This window comes from Chryseobacterium kimseyorum, assembly GCF_025971945.1.
In the GTDB taxonomy this organism is placed as follows: Bacteria; Bacteroidota; Bacteroidia; order Flavobacteriales; family Weeksellaceae; genus Chryseobacterium; species Chryseobacterium kimseyorum.
In genome coordinates, this window is record NZ_JAPDHW010000021.1 from 19,101 (window position 1) to 36,737 (window position 17,637).

18 protein-coding genes are annotated in these 17,637 nt (G+C 35.4%); 9 read left to right on the plus strand and 9 right to left on the minus strand.

Annotation, left to right across the window (positions count from 1 at the left end; all coding sequences use genetic code 11):
• Positions 1–124: 124 nt before the first annotated feature.
• A complete protein-coding gene (glyA, locus tag OMO38_RS18525) occupies positions 125–1,390 on the minus strand; it encodes a serine hydroxymethyltransferase (protein WP_264751664.1) in 1,266 nt (421 codons plus the stop codon).
• 281 nt (positions 1,391–1,671) lie between these two features.
• Here glyA and OMO38_RS18530 point away from each other — a divergent pair, with 281 nt between their 5' ends.
• Entirely contained in the window at positions 1,672–1,965 is a 294-nt protein-coding gene (locus OMO38_RS18530; protein WP_264751665.1) for a hypothetical protein, read from the plus strand.
• Between the two features lie 91 nt (positions 1,966–2,056).
• On the opposite strand, the gene OMO38_RS18535 is transcribed toward OMO38_RS18530, so the two are convergent.
• The 6 genes from OMO38_RS18535 to OMO38_RS18560 all read right to left on the minus strand — a co-directional run bounded on the left by OMO38_RS18535 (position 2,057) and on the right by OMO38_RS18560 (position 8,717).
• The gene (locus OMO38_RS18535; protein ID WP_264751666.1) at positions 2,057–3,469 is read right to left on the minus strand and encodes a beta-lactamase family protein; all 1,413 of its coding nucleotides are present in this window, start codon (positions 3,467–3,469) and stop codon (positions 2,057–2,059) included.
• Between the two features lie 37 nt (positions 3,470–3,506).
• On the minus strand, positions 3,507–4,703 hold the full coding sequence (locus tag OMO38_RS18540; protein ID WP_264751667.1) for an efflux RND transporter periplasmic adaptor subunit: 1,197 nt from the start codon (positions 4,701–4,703) through the stop codon (positions 3,507–3,509).
• 64 nt (positions 4,704–4,767) lie between these two features.
• Complete coding sequence (locus tag OMO38_RS18545; protein WP_264751668.1) at positions 4,768–6,039, minus strand: ABC transporter permease; 1,272 nt, start codon at positions 6,037–6,039, stop codon at positions 4,768–4,770.
• A 152-nt stretch (positions 6,040–6,191) separates the two neighbouring features.
• Positions 6,192–7,421: an ABC transporter permease gene (locus OMO38_RS18550; protein ID WP_264751669.1), complete on the minus strand. Its 1,230-nt coding sequence runs from the start codon at positions 7,419–7,421 to the stop codon at positions 6,192–6,194.
• A gap of 159 nt (positions 7,422–7,580) precedes the next feature.
• On the minus strand, positions 7,581–7,931 hold the full coding sequence (locus OMO38_RS18555; RefSeq protein WP_264751670.1) for a four helix bundle protein: 351 nt from the start codon (positions 7,929–7,931) through the stop codon (positions 7,581–7,583).
• A gap of 96 nt (positions 7,932–8,027) precedes the next feature.
• Positions 8,028–8,717: an ABC transporter ATP-binding protein gene (locus OMO38_RS18560; protein WP_264751671.1), complete on the minus strand. Its 690-nt coding sequence runs from the start codon at positions 8,715–8,717 to the stop codon at positions 8,028–8,030.
• Positions 8,718–9,148: 431 nt separating this feature from the next.
• Here OMO38_RS18560 and OMO38_RS18565 point away from each other — a divergent pair, with 431 nt between their 5' ends.
• The 8 genes from OMO38_RS18565 (at position 9,149) to OMO38_RS18600 (ending at position 15,990) form a co-directional block, all read left to right on the plus strand.
• The gene (locus OMO38_RS18565) at positions 9,149–10,123 is read left to right on the plus strand and encodes a ribonucleotide-diphosphate reductase subunit beta (protein WP_056077054.1); all 975 of its coding nucleotides are present in this window, start codon (positions 9,149–9,151) and stop codon (positions 10,121–10,123) included.
• Positions 10,124–10,480: 357 nt separating this feature from the next.
• Positions 10,481–10,705: a hypothetical protein gene (locus tag OMO38_RS18570; RefSeq protein WP_264751672.1), complete on the plus strand. Its 225-nt coding sequence runs from the start codon at positions 10,481–10,483 to the stop codon at positions 10,703–10,705.
• Between the two features lie 468 nt (positions 10,706–11,173).
• On the plus strand, positions 11,174–12,832 hold the full coding sequence (locus OMO38_RS18575) for a ribonucleoside-diphosphate reductase subunit alpha (protein ID WP_056077045.1): 1,659 nt from the start codon (positions 11,174–11,176) through the stop codon (positions 12,830–12,832).
• 126 nt (positions 12,833–12,958) lie between these two features.
• Positions 12,959–13,567, plus strand: coding sequence for a hypothetical protein (locus OMO38_RS18580; protein WP_264751674.1), 609 nt, complete (start codon positions 12,959–12,961; stop codon positions 13,565–13,567).
• Positions 13,568–13,680: 113 nt separating this feature from the next.
• Positions 13,681–14,130 (plus strand): hypothetical protein, encoded by a 450-nt coding sequence (locus OMO38_RS18585; RefSeq protein ID WP_264751675.1) that lies wholly within the window; start codon positions 13,681–13,683, stop codon positions 14,128–14,130.
• The gene (locus OMO38_RS18590; protein ID WP_050379578.1) at positions 14,127–14,327 is read left to right on the plus strand and encodes a helix-turn-helix transcriptional regulator; all 201 of its coding nucleotides are present in this window, start codon (positions 14,127–14,129) and stop codon (positions 14,325–14,327) included. Before OMO38_RS18585 ends, OMO38_RS18590 begins: the two co-directional genes overlap by 4 nt.
• Positions 14,328–14,618: 291 nt before the next feature.
• Positions 14,619–15,041: an endonuclease domain-containing protein gene (locus OMO38_RS18595; RefSeq protein WP_264751676.1), complete on the plus strand. Its 423-nt coding sequence runs from the start codon at positions 14,619–14,621 to the stop codon at positions 15,039–15,041.
• Positions 15,042–15,099: 58 nt separating this feature from the next.
• Positions 15,100–15,990 (plus strand): DUF72 domain-containing protein, encoded by an 891-nt coding sequence (locus OMO38_RS18600; protein ID WP_264751677.1) that lies wholly within the window; start codon positions 15,100–15,102, stop codon positions 15,988–15,990.
• 282 nt (positions 15,991–16,272) lie between these two features.
• Here the strand turns inward: OMO38_RS18600 and OMO38_RS18605 are convergent, their stop codons facing one another.
• Positions 16,273–16,863, minus strand: coding sequence for a hypothetical protein (locus OMO38_RS18605; protein ID WP_264751678.1), 591 nt, complete (start codon positions 16,861–16,863; stop codon positions 16,273–16,275).
• 39 nt (positions 16,864–16,902) lie between these two features.
• On the minus strand, positions 16,903–17,547 hold the full coding sequence (locus tag OMO38_RS18610) for an HD domain-containing protein (RefSeq protein ID WP_264751679.1): 645 nt from the start codon (positions 17,545–17,547) through the stop codon (positions 16,903–16,905).
• Positions 17,548–17,637 lie beyond the last annotated feature (90 nt).

Here is a 17,637-nt window from a genome sequence, read left to right on the forward strand (position 1 = left end):
ATTGATGATTGATGACGAAATTAATACTTATTAAAAAGAGGCACAAAATAATTTTGCACCTCTATATATATTTCTATTTTCTTTACTTAAAGCCATTAGCTAGGTGCCAATTGCCAGAAAAATATTAATAATTGAATAAGGCTTTACCTTCCATTAATTCATTTACTTTCTTTTTCACAGAAGAAATAACCTCTTCATTTTTGATATTATCAACTACCTCAGAAACCAATCCTGCGATGGTTTCCATATCGTTTTCTTTTAATCCTCTTGTGGTAATTGCAGCAGTTCCGAATCTGATACCTGAAGTTGTAAATGGAGATTTATCATCAAAAGGAACCATATTCTTGTTACAGGTAATATCTGCTTTTACTAAAGCTTTCTCGGTTTCTTTTCCGTTTACGCCTTTGTTTCTAAGATCAACCAACATCAGGTGATTGTCTGTTCCGCCGCTTACAATATCAAATCCGTTGCTGATCATGGCCTTTGATAAAGCCTGAGCATTTGCCTGTACTTGCTTAGCATACGTTAAAAACTGATCATCAATTGCCTCAGCAAAAGCTACCGCTTTACCTGCAATAACGTGCTCCAATGGACCTCCCTGAATTCCTGGGAATACAGCTCCGTCAAGAACCTGACTCATCTGCTTGATTTCTCCTTTTGGAGTTTTGTGACCATAAGTATTTTCAAAATCTTTACCCATCATGATCATTCCACCTCTTGGACCTCTTAACGTCTTGTGAGTCGTCGTTGTTACAACGTGGCAATGTTCGAATGGATTATTTAAAAGACCTTTTGCCACCAAACCTGCCGGGTGTGCAATATCTGCCCAAAGTGTAGCACCAATTTCGTCTGCAACCTCCCTGAATTTTGCGTAATCTAAATCTCTTGAGTATGCCGAGAAACCTGCAATTAGCATTTTTGGTTTTTCTCTCAATGCCACCTCTCTCATTTGGTCATAATCAATAAGACCGGTTTCCTGCTGAACACCGTAAGAAACAACATCGTACTGAATTCCGGAAAAATTCACTGCAGAACCGTGGGTAAGGTGACCTCCCATTGACAAATCCATCCCCATGATTTTATCTCCGGGTTTTAAAACTGCCAGATAAATTGCCGCATTCGCCTGAGAACCGGAATGTGGCTGAACGTTTACATAATCAACACCAAAAAGCTGCTTTGCTCTTTCGATTGCCAATGTTTCAACCTCATCTACTACTTCACAACCTCCGTAATATCTTTTTCCGGGATATCCTTCTGCATATTTGTTTGTCAACACACTTCCCATCGCTTTCATCACGTTTTCAGAAACAAAGTTTTCTGAAGCAATAAGTTCTAATCCGTGGGATTGTCTTTCTCTTTCTTTTTCGATAAGGTCAAAAATAATGTCCATTTACTTTTAGATTTTTAGATTTTGAATGCCAAAATTACGGAATTTTAGAGAATTATTGGTTATCAATCAAGTCATTAATTTACAATTGATAAATCATCCCTTGTTTCCTCAGTAATATTTCAGATTTTCAGTTCGTTCAATGTAGAGACGCTGTTTTCATAAAATTCGTTAAGATTAGTTACGATGGAGTTTGAGGAATAAATTTTGAATAATTTTAAAAACTATATTAATAAAAATATATATTTGAATAAATCTTATTAAAGGAAAAAACAGTCAGAGTTATGGGAAAGAAAAAATACAAAAAACAATTGCTAAAATCTTTAAAATCTCTTGGTGAATCTGAATATTTAATCCTTAAAAGTATGACCAATCTTATGATACAGCGTGAATTGAAGAAAAACAATATCACATTCAAAGACGGTGACACATTTAGCTTCAAGGATAATATTTTTGATTACAGCGAAGATAAAAATGTAAGATCTTTAGCCAAACTTCGACGTCATATGTTGAAAACAATGAACAAATTGGTAGTAAAGAATAAGTTTAAAGACAAAGAAATTAAGTTTTTGAGTTAATATTTACTGTTCATCATTACACAAAATAAAAGAGTCCTGACATTGGTAAAGTGTACGGACTCTTTTTATGTTTTCAAACAACTTCTAAACATTATTTTCCTTCAGCGACATTCATCAGTTCAAAACAAAGCTGATCAATATTTCCCATTTTGGGATTGAAAGCCGAAACATTTGATAAAATAATAACTGCATTTTTATTTTCAGTATTAAAAGCTAAGGATGAAGAATACCCTCCGGTTCCACCGTTATGCCACAAAAACTCTTCGTTATTTTTGCTTTTTAAAATATGCCATCCCAACCCGATTTTCATCTTTTCATTAATCGTAAAACTTGGTTTTCTTGTTAATGCCAATACTACGTTTTTAGGATTGAACTGAGCCTGTACAAATTTTGACAAGTCTTCCGTGGTCGATAAAATTCCGCCGCCGCCAAATAAAGCATCAAAATCCCAATTAGGAACTTCTTTTCCATCTGTGTTGAGTCCGGAAACCAATTGATCTCTCAGGTTTTGTGAACTCGTATAAGAATTTTTCATTTTATACTGATCGAAGATTCTTTTCTGAAGTAATTTCTGAAATGTCGTTTTCTGACTCAGACCCAATGTGTAACCCAATAAACCTGCACCCAAATTAGAATATTCATATTTTTGAGGATTATTTTCTAATTTCAAATTGTTTTTAAGATAGCTCTCAATATCACTTTTACTGTAATTTTTGTACGGATTTTCTTCGTTTGATGTATTCAAATTATCTGGTAAGCGCGGCAAACCGGAAGTATGATTGGCTAAACTTTCAAATTTGAGTTTTATATTATCTTTCAATGTAAAAGCATAATAAGAATTAATATTATCGTTTAAATTAATCTTTTTATCCTCGACCAATGAAGCCAAAACCGTTGCAGTAAAAGCTTTCGTAAGAGAACCTATTTCAAAAACTTTATTTTGATTTGAAACGCTTTTTACAGAATCATTTCGTTTGATAATTCCATAAAAACTGGTTTTTCCATTTTCAATAAAAGCTATCGAAATCTGAGTATTATTCGGGAAATCTTTAACCTTTAGGAATATATTTTCACTAATTTTTTCAGGAAAGTTTTTTAATGCATTTATCGTTGTGCTATTTGTATCAGCTTTATTTGCTTTTGGCTCTTCAAAAGGTTTTACAAAAAATCCGTTGATTTTATTTTTGTCATCTAAAGAAATATTCACCGACAAAACAGCTCTCTCAAATTTGGTTTTGTAATTAGCATACGTTTGCTGATTATTGACAAATTCTTTACTTTCAATGGCACCAACCTGCTGTTTTAATCCTGATAAAAACTGTTTTGTATCTTCAAGAGGCAATGCTTTTTGCATTTCGGGGGAGAAACTATTAAAAATGTTTTCGTATTTCCCGGAATTAAAATCATTCTGAAAAACGTCGAATGCAGTTTTGTAGTTATTTGACTGAGCAAAACACAAAGTAGCCATCAGACTGAGCATCAAAAAAGACAATATCTTCTTCATATCATTTCGCTGAATTTAAATTAAATTCTTTCTAAATTTATTTCTTCGCTTTTTCTTTCAACTCTTCTTTGTCTTTATCTGAAGGATTCCAAACTTTAACATCTGCGTTATTATCTATTCCTGAAAGAATCTGAACGTTAATTCCGTCGCTTGCGCCCAATTTTACATACGTTTTCTTGAATTTTCCGTCTTTTTGTTTCACCTCAACAAAAGGAACATCCTTACCGTTTTTCTTTTCGTACTGCACTAAAGATTCATCCAAAAGCAATGCATTTTTCTGAGAGCTCATTACAATTTCTCCATTTGCTGAAAATCCGGCTCTGATGTATTCGTTATTTGGATTTTTCACATCACCCTCAACCGGGAATTTAATTGTTCCATTGGTATCTTTTCCTTTTGGAGCAATCATTGTCAATGTACCGGGAAAAGATTTATTCTGTAAAGCTCCGATAACTATTTTCATGTCCATTCCCTGCTTCAGTTTTCCGGCTTGAGCTTCATCAATTTCACCCTGGAAAATTAATGAATTCAAATCTGCAATTGAACAAATAGTTGTTCCGGCGTTGAATGAATTCGCTTCAATTACCTGACTTCCCACTTTTACGGGAACTTCAAGAACTGTTCCTGCAGCTTTTGAACGAATTTGTGTTGTTGCCAAACCCTGCAATTCAGGAATAGCACCGGTTTTCACGATCTGTAAAGATTTTTGTGCAGTTACCAATTGCTGATTGGCATTTTTCAATGTTTGCTGCTGTGTATATAATTGCTGTTGAGCCGTCAAATATTCCTGCTTAGAAATTACACCTTGTTTGTACAGTTTTTCTGACATTGCAAATTGAGTCTGCGCATTGGAAACATTCATTTTTGCATTGCTTATTTGCAGCTGTGAATTCTGAACATTTTGTGTTGCATTATTTACTTCCGCAATGTTTGGTATAATTCTTACCGTCGCAATCAATTGTCCTGCTTCTACTCGGTCACCTTCATCAACCAAAATTTTATCAATAATTCCTGCAATATTGGGCTTAATCTCGATTTCTTCCTTTGGAACAATTTTTCCGGTAGCCATCACTTTATCGTCCATATTCTGAACCGTCGGTTTTCTGGTCAGGAAAGCTTCACTTTCTGTAGAATTTGATTTTACAAGATAACTGATCCCAGAGATCAATGCGATCGCAAATATGAGTCCTAAAACAATGTAAATGGCTTTCTTCCAGGTGAACTTCTTTTTCATATAATAGTTTATTTTTTTTAAATTATAATTAAGAGTGTGAGGTAAAAATAAATTGATTTTTAAATCACTCGCTTCTTAAAGCTTCAATAGGTCTAATCTTTACTGCGCGCTGAGCAGGAATCATCCCGATAATTAATCCCAATAAAATCATGATTCCCATCGCTGCAAAAACTTCAGAGTAATTGACTGTCGGATTATAAAATGGAAATTTGTCCTGATTTTTGGTTAAAATATCAATGATCATCAACAGCATAATTCCGAATATAAACCCAAGTAATCCTGATGCCAGCGTAATTACTACACTTTCCAACAAAATCTGATTTCGCACTTCTGATGGTTTTGCTCCCAATGCTCGTCTGATTCCTATTTCTTTAGTTCGTTCTGTTACCGTGATGAGAAGTATATTTGAAATGGCAATAACTCCGGCAATAATAGTCAGCGTCCCCACAATAATGGTCAGAAGCTGCATTCCCGTTAAAAATCCGGTTACTTTTTCAAACATTTTACCTAAATTAAAGGTTCCGAATGCGTTGGTATCTTCGGGAGAGACATTGTTTTTCTTTTTAAGTTCTGCTTTGGCGAGATCTTCCACAACAGCGAGATCGGCATCGGGCTTACTTACCACTGCAAAGAAATCTACTTTATCACCGTCATTAAACATCTTGGTAAAGGTTGACAGTGGTATAAATGCCGTCGTATCATTATTGTTGGGGCCACCTGCCTGCGCAACCTTATACACACCGATGACATTAAAAAATAATCCTTTAATATTGATCGATTTCCCAATTGGATTTTCATTTTTCTTAGCATCAAAAAAGTTTTTATAAATTGCTTCTCCGATGACTACGACACTTTTATTTGAAGTGACGTCTGCATCATTCAGATATCGCCCAAAAATCAGCTTTTTCTCAGAAATTTTATTTCCAACAGGATAATCTCCTGTAAGGGTATATACCGCAGTTTTTCCGTTTCTGCTCATCTGCTCACCGGCATTTCCAAAGCTTCCTCTAGAGTTCTGAGGCGAGATATAATCGATCTGAGGAATTCTTCTCTGCAATAATTCCATATCAGGTAAATGAAGACTTACTTCTCTACCTTTTGGAAAACCATTATACGGAATAGATGTAGTCTGTGCCCACATAAAGATTGAGTTTGTAGCAAGACCGGAAAACAGTTTGTCAAAACCATTCTCCATTCCTTTTGCAGCTCCGAGAAGACTTACAAATAGAAACATTCCCCAACCTACCCCAATCATGGTAAGAAACGTACGGAGTTTATTATTCTTCAGTGAATAATAAATTTCCTGCCAGGTATCTTTTTTAAATAAAATGTTCATTTTTAAAATGTCAGTTTTTTCCTTTATAAAAGTGAATTTGCTTCGCTGTGAATTTTGCTTTGCAAGTCAATTATTTTTATCCTTTTTCTGAATTTTAATATTAATTATGAAATTCAAATTGAAAAAATTTATAATTAACCATTCACTTTTCGCTATTCTGTTCTCAAAGCTTCGATAGGTCTAATTCTTGAAGCTCTGTATGCCGGAATAAATCCTGCAATCAATCCTGAAATAACAAGACTGATGAATGCTGCCAAGATCAATCCCCATCCTACACTCGGATCTTTAATAAAATATTTTTCTAAGCTGTCTCCTATTAATTCTAAAGTCAAAACTCCTATTCCCACCCCGACAAAACCGGAAATTACGGTAATGACGATACTTTCCTGCATAATCAGCGCAACAATACTTCGGGGCTTGGCTCCAATAGCTTTTCTTACTCCTATTTCCTTAGTACGCTCTTTTACGATGTACACCATGATATTACTGATCCCAATAATTCCGGCGAGCAGTGTACCCATTCCGATAAATCCTACAATAATCGTTATAACAAACAGAAAAGTAAAAGAATCCTGCAATCCTTCTGCGCGGTTATTTACTCCTACTGCATTCTGATCATCAGGAGACACTTTCTTTCTGGCTCTCAGTTCTTTCTCAAGTTCTTTCCCGTATTTAATTGCCTGATCGGGCTGCATTTTTTCGTCATAAGCTATAAATACAGTGCTTATCGTATCAGATCCTTTTTTAACCTGCTGAAGTGTAGAAATCGGCACACTGATCATCCGCTCATCCCAGTCTCCTCCATCATCACTAAATACACCAATCACTTTGAAAATACTGCCGTTGATTTCCAAGTCTTTTCCTATCGGATCACCATTTTTAATCAGATCACGCTGTACCATCCTTCCAATCACGGCAACATAGTGATCATTTTCTATGTCCCTTTTGGAAATAAATCTCCCGTTCATCAGTTTTCTGTTTTCAATAAAAGCCTCCTCATCATTAGCCCCGGAGATCTGATAACTCCCACTTTCTTTACCGTATTTCACTAAAAAATTTGTGGAATATCTTGGAGTTGAATACTGCACTTTTTCCGGCTGAGAGTTGATCAGCGCCTCATAATCGGAGTTGTTGAGCGTTACCTGTCTATCCGCCTGAAGTCCGCCGTATGCAATATTGGTACGACCTGTAAAAATCGTAATTAAGTTTTGTGCATCTCTTGTAAAACCTTCCTGAAAAGCATTTTGCAAACCATTTCCAATACCGAAAAGCACAATAAAAATGTACAGTCCCAGAGCTACCGTAAATCCCGAAAGCACCGTCCGCAATACATTACTGCGAATAGAACTGAATATTTCCTGCCAACGATCTAGATCAAACATATATTTGTTTTTTACTTTGTAAAAAAAGTGAATTTGCTTCGCAGTGAATTTTTGCTTGCAAGTCAATTATTTTCAATGTCAATTTTATTTTTTTGAGTCTAATATAAATTTAAATTCTTTCAAATTCAATGCGGAGCAAAATTGACCACTCACCATTGACTACTTTAACATTCCACTTAAAAGAATAAATGTCGTTTTTAATTTGTTACCTGCTTTTTGTAAATCTTCTAAAATAAGATATTCTGATTCTAAAATAAGATCAAAACAAGAATCTAACTCTATAACAGAGCCTCTTGCGATTTCAAAATATCTCTTTCTTTCGTTTTCAGATTTTCTTGAGCAACCTTCGGTAATATTTAAAACGACTGACGTAGAAGCTCTTCGGATCTGATCCGTTAAATTATATTTTTCTTCTATCGGAAGTATTTTCAATATTGCGTAGCATTCAAATCGTAATTCTCTTGCTGACTTATAAACGTCAAGTTTATAGTGATTAAGATTTAAAAACATTTTTTCTCTTTTTAAACATCATTTCTGTTCATTTTTAAAAATATTTCACATCAAAAATTCACTTGCGAAGCAAAATTCACGATTCACAGCTCACCTTTAAAGCACAATCTGCTTTATAAACTCATCACTTTCAATAATTCCGTCGCGGAGGATGACGTTTCTTTTGGTTTGTGCAGCAACGTCTGGCTCGTGAGTTACCACAATGATGGTTTTTCCTTCGTTGTTGATATCCTGAAGGAGCTTCATAATATCATGAGTGGTTTTAGAATCCAATGCTCCTGTCGGCTCATCAGCTAAAACTACTTTAGGGTCGGTAATTAATGCTCTTGCAATGGCAACTCTTTGTTTTTGTCCACCCGAAAGTTCGTTGGGAAGGTGGGTTGCCCACTGTGCCAAACCTACTTTCTCAAGGTATTCCATTGCTCTTTGGTTACGCTCTTTTCGCGGTACATTTTGATAGTATAAAGGAAGCGCAACGTTATCTAAAGCTGTTTTATAGCCAATCAAATTAAAAGACTGAAAAACAAAACCCAGAAATTTAGAGCGGTATTCGGCAGCTTTTACTTCATTCAGGTGTTCAATGGGAATTCCGTCGAGGTCGTAGATACCGCTGTCTTTTTCGTCCAAAATCCCGATAATGTTTAACAAAGTAGATTTCCCAGAGCCCGAACTTCCCATAATGGAGACAAATTCACCCTCTTCAATATTTAGGTTAATACCTTTGAGAACGTGCAGTTTACTCTTGCCCGTATCGTATGATTTATGTAGATCCTGAATTACTAACATTAAGTGATTGCTGTTTTTATTTCCAATGAGTAGATTATATTTTCTTTTTGTTACAAATTTTATAAAATCTTTACAAAAATCATTGTTTAAGATTTAAATATTTGATAATCATTAATTTATGAAAAAGTGTTTAATGCAATTTCTTACAGGACTTAAGTTTATAGCTGTTAAGTAACTCTAAACCAATATCAGAAGGTGTTTCATGTAATTGTGGAAAACTTTTAAGGTTAAAAGACAGCCAATTAGTCTTTACCCCTTTTTAAATCAGTTCTTTTTTTCGAACTTTGTGCTTCGCACGGTACGAGAGATGAGCGAACAAAACGGCTGATAAGTTGTGAATATAAACATCAACCAATCAGAAAGTTATACATCTCCTGAGTTTTATACACGGTGATCATTTTTTTTAAATTTTAAAGACATTACAATTCGATATGGGAATTTTTGATAAAAGAGTAAGCTATAAGCCATTTGAGTATCCTGAAGTTCTTCAGTTTACAGAAGCGATCAACAAATCTTTCTGGGTACACTCGGAAGTAGATTTCACGGCAGATGTTCAGGATTTTCAGTCGCAGCTGGAGCCACACGAAAAAAATGCGGTAAAAAATGCACTTTTGGCGATTGCTCAGATCGAAGTTTCGGTAAAGTCGTTTTGGGGTAATCTTTACAACCACCTTCCAAAGCCTGAATTGAACGGTTTGGGAGCGACGTTTGCAGAATGTGAATTCCGTCATTCAGAAGCGTACTCGCGTTTGCTTGAGGTGTTGGGTTACAATGAAGAGTTTCTTCATGTAGTGGAAGTTCCTGCCCTGAAAAAGAGAATTCAGTTTTTATCTAATGTTCTGAAACATGCCAACTCTGCAACTCCGAAAGAGTATGTTTCATCTCTGCTTCTATTCAGTATTCTGATTGAGAATGTGTCTTTATTCTCGCAGTTTGCGATTATTTTATCGTTCACAAGATTTAAAGGTTTCATGAAAAATGTTTCCAATATTATTGCGTGGACGTCGATTGATGAGCAGATTCATGCAAACGGCGGAATTTACCTGATCAACAAAATCCGTGAAGAGCAGCCGGATCTTTTAACTGATTCTGATATTGAAGATATTTATACTTTGGTAGACCAGTCGATCGAGTTAGAAGGAGAAATTCTTGACTGGATCTTTGAAATGGGCGAACTGGATAAATTCTCTAAACAGGATTTGATTAACTTTATGAAATACCGTGTTGACGAAAGTTTAACCAAAATCAACATGGAAAAACGTTATAATACTACTGCAGAACAGTACAGCCCGATGAAATGGTTTGAAGAGGAAGTTTTCGCCAATTCAATGGATGATTTCTTCGCAAAAAGACCGGTGGATTATACGAAGCATGATAAGAGTATTACTGCGAATGATCTTTTCTAGATTTAAGGTTTAAAATTTAAGATTTAAGATTATTTGGGCGCCAATTTCCGCCTTCCACTCCCGCTTTTTGTTTTTTTACCCTCTAACTCCCTAAAGGGAGAACCAAAAAAAACAAAAGAGCTCCGTTCAAGTCGGGCTGCAAAAGACGTGAGTGGTGAAAAGATAGTATTAGCGATGTCATGCTGAGCCTGTCGAAGCATCTTCGTAAACATGAAATTGCTTTGTTCCTTGCAATGACAAAATAAAATAAATGAGGATAAAAACCTAACGGGTTTTGAAAACCCGTTAGGTTTGGTTGGGATTGCTTAACGGATTTTCGGAAAAGGCTGTTCCTCGCAATGACAAAAAAATGAAAATATGATTAATGTAATCGTAACTTATACTGTAAAACCTGAATTTGTTTCTGAAAACAAAAGCAATATTCAGAAGTTTTTGAATGACTTTAAAACTTTGGATCAGGCAAAATTTGAGTATAAAGTTTTTGTGAAAGAAGACGGTGTTACATTTGTTCATTTTTCAAATTATGAAAACGAAGAAGTGCAGAATGAGGTTTTAAACATTCCGTCCTTCAAAGAATTTTAAAGATTAAGAGACGAAAGCGGACTGAATGATTCTCATAAAGTAGAATTTTTGAAGCCGGTTTAATATCAATAGGAACGGGCTTTAGCCCGTTTGCAAAAAGAAAAACTTCATTTGGCTTTAGCCAAAACTTAGAGAAGTACTTTGCGCAAAGAACCTTGTCAAGGTTGATAAAGAGCGAGAAGATCAATTTGACTGAAAGATATTGCTTCATTCCTCGCAATGACAAAGTAGTCAAAAAAATGGGATTCAGTGGTAAGGAAAAACGAAACGTCGTCTTAGCCCTGATTGCAGCGGCATCCTTTTTTGTGATTGCGGTGGCAGAAAAGTGAAATGATAAAATAATGTTGTCCGCAATCACAAAAAAGATATAGCGGAAAGCAGGTAGAAAAGTGAGGAGACAGACAAAATTTTCTGCTCCTAAAAAATAATAACATAACAATGTACCTCGTACATTTTACAATATAAAAGATGGAAGAACAAAACAACAATATCTGGTGGCTCAACGAAGAATCTGAGCAAATGCTGAACAGAGGTTACCTTCTGAAAGGGGAAACCGTAGACGGTGCAATCGACAGAATCACGACTGCCGCAGCAAAAAAATTATACAAACCTGAACTGCAGCCGGCTTTCAAGGAGATGATCATGAAAGGATGGATCAGTTTTTCTTCTCCGGTGTGGGCGAATATGGGAACGCAGAGAGGTCTTCCAATCTCTTGTTTCAACGTGCATATTCCGGACAGCATTGAAGGAATTACCCACAAAATGGGTGAAGTAATTATGCAGACGAAAATCGGGGGCGGAACTTCGGGATATTTCGGGGAGCTTCGTAACAGAGGAACTGCGGTAACTGATAACGGAAAATCTTCGGGTGCGGTTTCGTTTATGAAACTGTTTGACACTTCAATGGATGTCGTTTCCCAAGGCGGTGTAAGAAGAGGTGCTTTTGCAGCTTATCTTGATGTTGACCACGGTGATATAGAAGAATTTTTATCAATTAAAGACATCGGAAGTCCGATTCAGAACCTGTTTACAGGAATTTGTGTGCCGGATTACTGGATGCAGGATATGATCGACGGTGATGCCGACAAACGTAAAATCTGGGCGAGAGTCTTGGAAAGCCGTCAACAAAAAGGTCTTCCTTACATTTTCTTTACAGATAATGTGAACAGAAACAAACCTCAGGTGTACAAAGATCTTGGACTGACCGTAAATGCGAGTAATCTCTGTTCGGAAATTATGCTTCCTTCAACCAGAGAGGAATCTTTCATCTGCTGTCTTTCTTCTATGAACTTAGAATTATATGACGAGTGGAAAGATACGAACGCTGTACAGTTGGCGATTTATTTCCTTGACGCTGTTTTGTCTGAGTTTATCGAAAAAACGGAAGGAAATTATTATCTGAAAGGAGCGAGAGATTTCGCAATGCGTCACAGAGCGCTTGGTTTGGGAGTTTTGGGTTACCACTCGTATCTTCAGAAAAACATGATTCCTTTTGAGAGTTTTGAGGCGACGCAATTTAACGCGAGAGCTTTCAAACATATCAGAGCTCAGGCGGATATTGCATCGAAAGAACTTGCAAACATCTACGGTGAGCCTGAACTTCTGAAAGGTTACGGAATGAGAAATACTACGGTAATGGCGATCGCTCCTACCACTTCAAGTTCTGCGATTTTAGGTCAGACTTCTCCGGGAATCGAGCCTTTTGCGTCAAATTACTACAAAGCGGGTCTTGCGAAAGGAAACTTTATGCGTAAGAATAAATATCTGGCCAAATTGCTTGAAGACAAAGGTCTTGACAACGAAGAGACATGGAGAACGATTATGTTAAACCACGGTTCTGTACAGCACTTAACTGAACTGACTGACGAAGAAAAAGCAGTATTCAAAACCTTCAAAGAAATTTCTCCGATGGAGATTATTTCTCAGGCTGCACAAAGACAGCAGTACATCGATCAGGCGCAGTCTCTGAATTTACAGATTCCATCTACGATGCCTGTGAAAGATGTAAACTATCTTTATATTGAGGCTTGGAAGAAAGGTGTGAAAACTTTGTATTACCAAAGAAGTTCGTCTGTTTCTAAGGAAATGATGGTGAATTTTGTGAGCTGTTCGGCTTGTGAAGCTTAATAGAAGAGCCAAGTAAAAAGTAAAAAGAGCCAAGTTGGCTGTGAATATTAACCGTGGAATTTTTTCTGCGGTTTTTTTGTTTTCAGAAACAATAAAATTTAAGTATTTTTTATACATTTGAGTACGATGAAAAAACTACTAACAGCCATAATTCTGCTTACTTTAAATCAAATTTTGTTTTCACAGAAAAAAGAGATTTACATTAATGATCATCTGGAAATCATTTCCAAAGAAGATTACAAAAAGCGTGGAGTAAATTACCGTCTTCAAAACATTGAAACTGATTCTGTTCTGTATAGAGTTCGTGTGGAGCATGAAGGTAAAGGAAAACTTACAACCACAGAATTCAGTGAATTAAAAAAATCACTTAATGTTTCAGAAACTGATACTAAAAATATCGTAATTCATTACTATCAAGGCTTGGATGCGTGTAATCAACATGCCGATAAAAATCAGTTTGTAATTGATGACATCAGGAACTATAACAGAAAATTTAAAAGATCAAATTCTAATCTGTATTTTGTTTACAAAGAAACAAAGGGTTTAAAAAACAGCCTTGATATGACAACCTGGATAGATGATACTTCAGGTGCAATAGAAAATCTATTTTTTAAGATGGAATATCCCTGCGATTCTGCAGTTGTTATTTTTCCGGATGGAAATTATATTATCTTTAGAGGAGAACATAATTGGGAAAAAGTGTTTAATACTGCAACAGAAAAGTATACTATGTAGATATTAACTGAAACCACGGGAATTTGCCGTGGTTTTTATTTTTAAAAAAAAGTAAAGTAAACTTTACATATTGTAAAATATTCTTTACATTTGTTTCAATAAAATTTTACAACATGAATAGATTACAACTTTTACCAAACCGTTTTAAGATGATTGGATGGTTTATTTTTCTTCCCTCATTAATTTTGGGATTGATTTCTCTTTCGCGAGTGATGAATTTTGAGATCTCCTTGCCTGTGATTTACAATTCAGGGTTTTTTAGCGATGAAAATCAGGGCTTTTTTAAAACTGCTGAGATCGATTTATTTCCGAATTTGTTTGGTATTTTGATTATCATCGGCGGAATTTTGGTCGGGTTTTCCAAAGAAAAAATTGAGGATGAATATATTTCAAGTCTGCGTTTGAAATCCGTTTTCTGGAGTCTGATTGTCTCCTACTCTATCGTTTTTATTTTATTCATTACCGTTTTTGGAAGCCTGTTTCTCACCGTGATGATTCTCATTATGTTTCTGCCTCTGGTTTTGTATGTTTTCAGATTTAATTATTTACTGCTTAAAAAATGAAAAATACAATAAAAATTGAGAGAGCTTTAAAAAGTATAACTCAGGAAGATTTAGCAAAAATAATAAGCGTTTCGAGGCAGACCATCAATGCCATGGAAGCGGGAAAATACGTTCCGTCTACGGTTTTGGCTTTGAAGATTGCGAAGTATTTTGGGAAAAAGGTGGAGGATATTTTTGAGCTGGAGGATGGGGATTGAGTTTGAATATGTTTCAAACAAGATTTCGCTATGAAATTTGTTTCCCCGACCCTAAAGGGTGCAAATTTCAATTCATGGGAACTTCTGTTATCAAAAATCCCCTTTAGAGTTGGAGTAAAAGATTTTTGATTTGCTTAAATCTAATTTATCGCGTTTGAAATTTGTTTCCCCGGCCCTAAAGGGTACAAATTTCAATACACGGGAACTTCTGTTATCAAAAATCCTCCCTTTAGGGTTGGGGTAAAGATTTTTGATTTCGATAAAATTTATTAGCTTTAATAAAAATCACAGATGAAAAAATTTAAGCCAAATTACGATGAAGGGATGTGGAAGGGAGCGCCAGAAAGTTCATTCGTAAAAGCCAAAGCTCTAAGAAAAGATGAAACCCAGGCAGAGAAGATTTTATGGGCGAAACTCAGAAATAATCAGCTTAAAGGATACAAATTCAGAAGACAACATCCGATTGGTTTATATATTGTTGATTTTTATTGCCATCAATTAAAGTTAGTCATAGAAATTGATGGTGATTATCACAATATTCAGGAACAAATTGAAAAAGATAAAGAACGAACTCAAAATTTAGAAACTGATGGATTGCAATTAATCAGATTTACCAACAAAGATGTCATGGAAAATTTAGAAAAAATCATTTCAGAAATAATGATAAAAACAGATGAGATATTCCATTCTCATAATTCAAATCAATCGCTGTAATTTATTTATATTTGTTTCAAGCTAAGAACTAAATCAACAATTTCTAAAACCCAAGACAATGAAATTCGGACAAGTAGAAGACCCGTCAAAAATAGATTTTACATTACCAAAGGACCATTCGAGAACCAAAGAAATTTTAAAGCAAAATAAAAAAGGACTTGAAAATATCTCTATCGGCTGTGCAAAATGGAATAAAACAGATCTAAAAGGTTTCTACCCAAAAGGTACGAAAGACGAACTGGAATATTACTCCACACAATTTAATTCGATTGAATTGAACGCAACTTTCTACGGAATGCCGACTTCAGAACAGGTTTTAACGTGGAAAGAAAAAACGCCGGCTGACTTTAAATTTTTCCCAAAAATTACCAATACCGTTTCCCACTTCAGAAGACTTTTGAATATTGATGATGTTGTGACTCAGTTTGCAACAGCCGTTTTAAATTTTGATGAAAAACTGGGAATGGTTTTCCTTCAGCTTCACGATAATTTCAAGCCGAAAGACTACGAAAGACTCGAACAGTTTGTGACGAAGTGGCCCAAAGAAGTGCCTTTAGCAATCGAACTGAGAAATACTGAATGGTTTACTGATGAAGAGATTTTTGATAAAACCTGCCAGCTCTTTGAGGATAATAATATTACCAATATCATTGTTGATACTGCCGGAAGACGAGATATGCTTCACATGAGACTTACGACTCCAAACGCGTTCATCAGATACGTGGGAGCCAATCATGAGAGCGATTACGAGCGATTGGACGACTGGTTGAAACATTTGACGAAGTGGAAAAAAGAAGGTTTACAGAATCTCTATTTTTTCGTTCACCAAAACCTTGAAAAAGCTTCACCGCTGCTTTCTGCTCACTTCATTGAAGAGATGAATAAAGAATGGAAAACAGATATGCACATTCCTAAACTTGCTCAGGAAAACCCGCCGAGTTTGTTTTAAAATATTTGTACTTCAAAAAGATAGCGCCCCACTGGAGCGCTATTTTTTTTAAGCTTTTTTATAGCTCCTATTGAGCAAAAATGAAAATTATTTTATTATTGAAATGATAGTTTTGCGATATCTGTAATTTGCCATGATTAGAAAAAGCTTTGTATTTCTTTGATAATTTTACGCTTTTTTATAACTTAAACACAGTTAGATTTTAAGATTCTCTGTTGACCTTGCGTTAATTTAAGTTACAGGTTACTTAGATAGATAATCAATAAAGTTTTGGATGTAAAATCACTTCTTCCTCAACATCAGAGAAACATTTAAAAATATCAAGAGAAAACAAAGTGTGACCCAAATTCCCGTTTGCATATTTTCAAAATTATAGGTTTCAACGTGCTTCTTAGCCTGTTCAGAAAGCTTTTCACTTTGAATGATATAATTTTGCACTTCTACAATCTGATCCATATTTTTATTGGGAACAGCGTGTTGTGAGAAGTACACCAAGTTTTTCTTACCAAGATAACCAACAATCCAATATTGATCGGATTTTGTAAGCTTTAGATGCTCAATTCTATAGTATTCCGGACGTACTTTTCCTATGTGACTCGTTTCAAAAGTCCCGCTTTTATCGAGATTATTGACATTGATAACATAAAAATCCAGTGGTTGCGGAAGTTTATTAATGACTTGTAATGAAACCGAATTACTTACAATTCCGATAGAGCTTTTCTTAATAAACCAATATGTAAACAGAGAAATGGAAAGCACCAAAGTAAAAACCCTGAAAATTTTCGCCCACTTGGCAAAGTCTCCGGATTTCACTTTGTAGAGAAACAGCGAAAGAATCAGTGAAAAAAAAATGATTGAAATAATGAATCCCATACCGCAAAGATAATCATTACATATGTTTTTATGGATGTCTTAATCAACATTCCACTCTTTATAAAACTGGTCAAGGAAATTCAGCATAAAATCGTGTCTTTCCTTGGCTATTTTTTTTCCTTCTTCCGTATTCATCAGATCTTTCAGTAAGAGTAGTTTTTCGTAGAAATGATTAATTGTTGTTCCGTTTGATTTCTTGTACTCCTCTTTCGACATGTTTAATTGAGGTTTCAGATCTGGGTGGTACATCAAATTATTTTTAAAACCTCCAAAATTGAATGTTCTTGCAACACCGATGGCTCCGATAGCATCAATACGGTCTGCATCCTGTACAATTTTCAGCTCGATCGGTAAAACTTTAGGCGCTTCTCCTCTGTTTTTAAACGAAATATTCTGAATCACAAACAGAACCTGCTGTATCATAACTTCATCTACATTCTGACCTTCAAGAAACTCTCTTGAAATTTTTAAAGCTAAAGTTTCGTCACCATTATGGAATTTTGGGTCGGCTATATCATGAAGCAATGCAGAAAGTTCTACCACTTCAAGATTACAGTTTTCAGTTTTTGCAATTTTCTTGGAGAGTTTCCAGACTCTTTCAATGTGAAACCAGTCGTGTCCCGCTTCTGCGCCTTCCAGCTTTTGCTTTACAAATTCTATTGTTTTTTGGATTGTATTGTTCATTCTTACATTTTAAATTAAATAATTCGTGAAATCACCCCATCAAAATTTCTTGCGAATTTTCGCTACCCCTCCATAGAAGAGAAATTTTTA

Excerpts from the sequence above, each read along its gene's own strand:
- glyA (WP_264751664.1), bottom strand. The coding sequence starts at position 1,390 with ATGGACATTATTTTTGACCTTATCGAAAAAGAAAGAGAAAGACAATCC.
- OMO38_RS18530 (WP_264751665.1), top strand. The coding sequence starts at position 1,672 with ATGGGAAAGAAAAAATACAAAAAACAATTGCTAAAATCTTTAAAATCT.
- OMO38_RS18535 (WP_264751666.1), bottom strand. The coding sequence starts at position 3,469 with ATGAAGAAGATATTGTCTTTTTTGATGCTCAGTCTGATGGCTACTTTG.
- OMO38_RS18540 (WP_264751667.1), bottom strand. The coding sequence starts at position 4,703 with ATGAAAAAGAAGTTCACCTGGAAGAAAGCCATTTACATTGTTTTAGGA.
- OMO38_RS18545 (WP_264751668.1), bottom strand. The coding sequence starts at position 6,039 with ATGAACATTTTATTTAAAAAAGATACCTGGCAGGAAATTTATTATTCA.
- OMO38_RS18550 (WP_264751669.1), bottom strand. The coding sequence starts at position 7,421 with ATGTTTGATCTAGATCGTTGGCAGGAAATATTCAGTTCTATTCGCAGT.
- OMO38_RS18555 (WP_264751670.1), bottom strand. The coding sequence starts at position 7,931 with ATGTTTTTAAATCTTAATCACTATAAACTTGACGTTTATAAGTCAGCA.
- OMO38_RS18560 (WP_264751671.1), bottom strand. The coding sequence starts at position 8,717 with ATGTTAGTAATTCAGGATCTACATAAATCATACGATACGGGCAAGAGT.
- OMO38_RS18565 (WP_056077054.1), top strand. The coding sequence starts at position 9,149 with ATGGGAATTTTTGATAAAAGAGTAAGCTATAAGCCATTTGAGTATCCT.
- OMO38_RS18570 (WP_264751672.1), top strand. The coding sequence starts at position 10,481 with ATGATTAATGTAATCGTAACTTATACTGTAAAACCTGAATTTGTTTCT.
- OMO38_RS18575 (WP_056077045.1), top strand. The coding sequence starts at position 11,174 with ATGGAAGAACAAAACAACAATATCTGGTGGCTCAACGAAGAATCTGAG.
- OMO38_RS18580 (WP_264751674.1), top strand. The coding sequence starts at position 12,959 with ATGAAAAAACTACTAACAGCCATAATTCTGCTTACTTTAAATCAAATT.
- OMO38_RS18585 (WP_264751675.1), top strand. The coding sequence starts at position 13,681 with ATGAATAGATTACAACTTTTACCAAACCGTTTTAAGATGATTGGATGG.
- OMO38_RS18590 (WP_050379578.1), top strand. The coding sequence starts at position 14,127 with ATGAAAAATACAATAAAAATTGAGAGAGCTTTAAAAAGTATAACTCAG.
- OMO38_RS18595 (WP_264751676.1), top strand. The coding sequence starts at position 14,619 with ATGAAAAAATTTAAGCCAAATTACGATGAAGGGATGTGGAAGGGAGCG.
- OMO38_RS18600 (WP_264751677.1), top strand. The coding sequence starts at position 15,100 with ATGAAATTCGGACAAGTAGAAGACCCGTCAAAAATAGATTTTACATTA.
- OMO38_RS18605 (WP_264751678.1), bottom strand. The coding sequence starts at position 16,863 with ATGGGATTCATTATTTCAATCATTTTTTTTTCACTGATTCTTTCGCTG.
- OMO38_RS18610 (WP_264751679.1), bottom strand. The coding sequence starts at position 17,547 with ATGAACAATACAATCCAAAAAACAATAGAATTTGTAAAGCAAAAGCTG.